4 protein-coding genes and 1 other annotated feature are annotated in these 4,684 nt (G+C 52.0%); all 4 genes read left to right on the forward strand.

Annotated features, from left to right (window positions below; translation table 11 throughout):
- Window position 1 precedes the first annotated feature (1 nt).
- On the forward strand, window positions 2-406 hold the full coding sequence (locus ON064_RS17155) for a small multi-drug export protein (RefSeq protein ID WP_274625724.1): 405 nt from the start codon (window positions 2-4) through the stop codon (window positions 404-406).
- 52 nt (window positions 407-458) lie between these two features.
- Window positions 459-1,232, forward strand: coding sequence for a TrmH family RNA methyltransferase (locus ON064_RS17160; protein WP_274625725.1), 774 nt, complete (start codon window positions 459-461; stop codon window positions 1,230-1,232).
- Window positions 1,233-1,268: 36 nt separating this feature from the next.
- Window positions 1,269-1,495, forward strand: a binding site (T-box leader).
- Between the two features lie 38 nt (window positions 1,496-1,533).
- Window positions 1,534-2,571, forward strand: a complete 1,038-nt coding sequence (gene pheS / locus ON064_RS17165; protein WP_274625726.1) for a phenylalanine--tRNA ligase subunit alpha — start codon at window positions 1,534-1,536, stop codon at window positions 2,569-2,571.
- 12 nt (window positions 2,572-2,583) lie between these two features.
- On the forward strand, window positions 2,584-4,684 hold a 2,101-nt coding region (gene pheT / locus ON064_RS17170; protein WP_274625727.1), incomplete at its 3' end, for a phenylalanine--tRNA ligase subunit beta.

The raw sequence follows: 4,684 nt of genomic DNA on the forward strand, positions 1-4,684 counted from the left end.
GATTCCGTGGTTGGAAATCGCGCTCGTCATCCCGCTTGGCATTGTCTGGGGCTTGTCGCCGGTATGGGTCATGATCACGGCATTTGTAGGGAATATGCTGACGGTGATGCTGCTTATTATCGGCTTCGACAAATTCCGCATCTGGTACGATAAGCGCCAGGAAGCAAAAGGCAAGGAGCCGTCGAAGAAAAACGAACGCGCAGTGCGCATCTGGAACAAATACGGGCTGCCGGGCCTGTCGCTTTTAGGGCCGATCTTGATCGGCACGCATATCGCGGCGTTCATCGGCATGACTTTAGGGGCGACGAAGCGCAATACGACCGTCTGGATGATCATCAGTATCGGTATCTGGACGCTGGCGTTCGGGATTTTGACAGCACTTGGCTTTGATTTCTTTACTGCGTAAATCGGCCCTATGCTATACTGGAGCTATTCTTTGAAAAAGTGGTGAACGTATTATGAAACGAATTGAATCATTGCAGAACTCGCTCGTCAAACATTGGAAGAAACTGAGCACGACCCGTAAAGAGCGCGACAAATTCGGGGAATTTCTCATCGAAGGATTTCATTTGACGGAAGAGGCATTGAACAAGAAAGACGGCATCAAAGGCTTGATCGTCCGAGAAGGCACGGATATTCCGGATGCTTGGGACATTGAAGGGCTGGAGCTTTATGTAGTGACGGCGCAGATCGCCAAAGAAATTGCGGAAACTGAGCATACGCAAGGCATTTTCGCCCATTGCACACAGTTGGAGTACGGTGAGTCCATTCAAGAGCAATGGCAGACGCTGCTATTGATCGACGCCGTGCAGGATCCGGGCAATGTCGGGACGATGATCCGCACCGCAGCAGCTGCCGGGATTGACGCTGTCGTTCTTGGAAAAGGTTCGGCGGATGCGTACAATCCGAAAACGGTGCGTTCGGCGCAAGGTGCTCATTTCCAGGTGCCGATCGTTAAAGGCGATTTGTTCGACTGGATCGAACGCTTGAAGAGCCGCAACATTCCGGTTTACGGGACGGCGCTTTACCAATCGGTGCCAATGTACGAGGCGGAGTCGAAAGAGCGTTTCGCGCTTATCGTTGGAAATGAAGGAAGCGGCGTGGAGCCGCAGCTACTCGAGCAGACCGACCAGAATCTCATGGTGCCGCTTTACGGCCCGGCAGAATCATTGAACGTAGCCGTAGCAACTGGAATTCTATTGTATAGCCTCGTTCCAAAAACTGGTGTTTGATTAACAGGCGAAAGTTCATTATAATAGAAGAGAAATAAACAAGCGTTGACCGGGAAAAGTACGTAGTCCCCTGCATCCAAGGAAGTCCGCCCTCGACTGAAAGCGCGGATATGCAGGAACTCCGGAAGTTCACCCCGCGAGCTGCTAGACGGGGACCGGCCGAGTGCCGTAAAGTCTAGCCGGTGATGAGCCGTTATTTAATGGAGTGATCGCCTACGCGCGATAACTAGGGTGGTACCGCGAATCAATGCCTCGTCCCTTTTTGGGGGCGGGGCTTTTTTATGTTCAAGGAGGAGAGAAAATGGAAGCAAGATTGCAGGAATTGAAAAATGAAGCATTGGAGAAAATCCAGGCAGCGCAAACAGTCAAGGAATTGACGGACGTGCGCGTAGCGTATTTAGGGAAAAAGGGGCCGATCACCGATGTCCTGAAAGGCATGGGCAAATTGCCGGCGGAAGAGCGGCCGAAGATGGGCGCGCTTGTAAACGAAGTGCGTGCAGAAGTAACTGAGTCGCTCGAAGCGCGCATGGCCCTGTTGGAAGAACAGGCGATCAACGAAAAGCTGCAAAGCGAAACGATCGATATTTCTTTGCCAGGGCGTCCGGCGAAAACGGGTAATCCACATCCATTGACGCGTGTTGTCGAAGAGATTGAAGACTTATTCCTTTCGATGGGCTACGAAATCGCAGAAGGTCCGGAAGTCGAGAAGGATTACTATAATTTCGAAGCACTCAACTTGCCAAAAGGGCATCCGGCACGTGATATGCAGGATTCCTTCTATATAACAGAAGACATTTTGCTGCGCACGCATACGTCACCGGTGCAGGCGCGCACGATGGAAGCAAAAGGCGGAGAACCGATCAAGATCATTTGCCCGGGCAAAGTCTATCGCCGCGACAATGACGATGCGACGCATTCGCATCAATTCACGCAAATCGAAGGGCTTGTTGTTGGCGAGGACATCCGCATGAGCGATTTGAAAGGGACTTTGTCCATCTTTGCCAAGAAGATGTTCGGCGAAGACCGTGAAATACGCCTGCGCCCGAGTTTCTTCCCGTTCACGGAGCCTTCCGTTGAAATGGATATTTCCTGTTTCAAATGCGGCGGGTCTGGCTGCAATGTCTGCAAAAAGACCGGCTGGATCGAAATTCTCGGTGCCGGCATGGTGCATCCGAACGTTCTGGAAATGGCCGGTTATGATTCGAAGCGCCTTACAGGATTTGCATTCGGCATGGGGCCGGAGCGCATTGCGATGCTCAAATACGGCATCGAGGACATCCGCCATTTCTACACGAACGACGTGCGTTTCTTGACGCAATTTCAACGGACGGAACTTTAAGGAGGAACTTTTATGTTAGTATCGACAAAATGGTTGAAAGAATATGTAAATACACAAGACTTGCCCCCAGCGGAACTCGGGGAAAAAATCACGCGCGCAGGAATCGAAGTTGACGCCGTAATTGACCGTTCGGAAGGACTGGCGAATTTGGTCGTCGGTTATGTAACGGATTGCGTGAAGCATCCGGAAGCCGATAAACTGTCAATCTGCCAAGTGGATGTAGGCGGCGGGGAAATCGACCAGATCATCTGCGGCGCACCGAATATTGCTAAAGGGCAGTCGGTCATCGTGGCACGTCCGGGCGCGAAGCTTCCAGGCGGCATGAAAATCAAAAAAGCGAAGCTGCGTGGAGAAATTTCGAACGGCATGATCTGCTCGCTTCAGGAACTGGGCATTGAAACGAAACTTGTCCCAAAAAGCTATGCAGAAGGCATTTACGTCTTGCCTGAAAAAGCAGAGCCTGGCATAGATGTGTTGTCTTATCTGGACTTGGACGATACGGTCCTTGAACTTGGCCTCACGCCGAACCGTGCGGATGCGATGAGCATGCTCGGTGTCGCTTATGAAGTCGGAGCCATTTTGGGAGAAGAGGTTAGCTTGCCGGAAATCAAGTACACAGAAGCTGCGGACAGTGCGGAAAGCATGCTGTCGCTCGAAGTGGATGCACCAGAAGCGAATCCTCTTTATGTCGCGAAAGTCGTGCGCAACGTTAAAGTGAAGGAATCTCCGCTTTGGCTGCAACAGCGCTTGATGGCTGCTGGCGTGCGCCCGCATAATAATGTCGTCGACGTGACAAACTATATTTTGATGGAATACGGCCAGCCGCTTCATGCGTTTGACTATGATTCCCTTGGTTCCGGAAACATCACCGTGCGCCAGGCAAAAGAAGGCGAAAAAATCACAACGCTTGATGACACAGAACGCACCTTATCTGCGCATCAATTGGTCATCACCAACGGTACGGACCCTGTCGCACTTGCCGGTGTCATGGGCGGTGCAAATTCGGAAGTGAGCGATGAGACGACAACGGTCGTCATCGAGTCCGCTTATTTTGCTTCCGATTCGATTCGCCGTACGTCGAAAGACCATAACTTGAGAAGCGATGCGAGCTCACGCTATGAAAAAGGCGTCGACCCGAACCGCGTCATCCCGGCTGCGGAACGTGCTGCCCAATTATTGGCTGAACTGGCGGAAGGCGAAGTGCTTGCCGGATCGCTCATCTTCGACCAGCTCGATAAACAAGAGCGCGTTGTCAAAGTTTCTCCAGACTTCATCAATAGCCGCCTCGGCATGAAGATCCGTCTTGAGGACATGCTCGATATCCTCAGCCGCTTGAAGTTCAACACGGAAGCGGCGAATAATCAATTGATCATTGAAGTGCCGACACGCCGACAAGATATCCAGATCGAAGAAGATGTCGTGGAGGAAATCGCACGTCTTTACGGCTACGATGAGATTCCGGCAACTTTGCCGCGTACCGATGCGACACCTGGCGGATTGAGCCCTTACCAGGCGAAACGCCGCATCACACGCCATTTCCTTGAAGGAGCTGGCTTACTCCAGGCTACGACCTATTCCTTGACCTCGGAAGCTGCAGCGACGCAATTTGCACTGGAGCCGACGGAAACGACCCGTCTGTTGATGCCAATGAGCGAAGAGCGCAGCATTTTGCGCCAAAGTTTATTGCCTCATCTGCTCGAATCGCTTTCATACAATACGGCGCGCCGCATTGATTCGGCAGCTTTGTATGAAACGGGTTCGGTGTTCTTGAAAGGCCAGGATGAATTGCTCGATGAACAAGAGCATTTGGCGATCGTCATGACGGGACTGTGGCTCGACCATAGCTGGCAGGGCGAAAAGAAAGCTGTCGACTTTTTCGTAGCAAAAGGCATCGTGGAAGGGCTGGCTGAAAAGCTGGGCCTAGAACTGTCATTTGAACGCGGCGAAATGGACGGTTTGCATCCAGGCAGAACGGCATTTATCCTGCTCGATGGCAAGCGCATCGGCGTTATTGGCACCTTGCACCCGTCCGAGCAGAAAAAACGCGATTTGAAAGAAACGATCGTGATGGAATTGAACTTGGCGACGTTGCTGACGCGGGAAACGGAAGCGC

The sequence above is a fragment of the Planococcus sp. A6 genome, assembly GCF_028823615.1.
Taxonomy (GTDB): Bacteria; Bacillota; Bacilli; order Bacillales_A; family Planococcaceae; genus Planococcus.

Coding starts and splice junctions, on each gene's coding strand:
- ON064_RS17160 (WP_274625725.1), top strand. CDS start 459: ATGAAACGAATTGAATCATTGCAGAACTCGCTCGTCAAACATTGGAAG.
- pheS (WP_274625726.1), top strand. CDS start 1,534: ATGGAAGCAAGATTGCAGGAATTGAAAAATGAAGCATTGGAGAAAATC.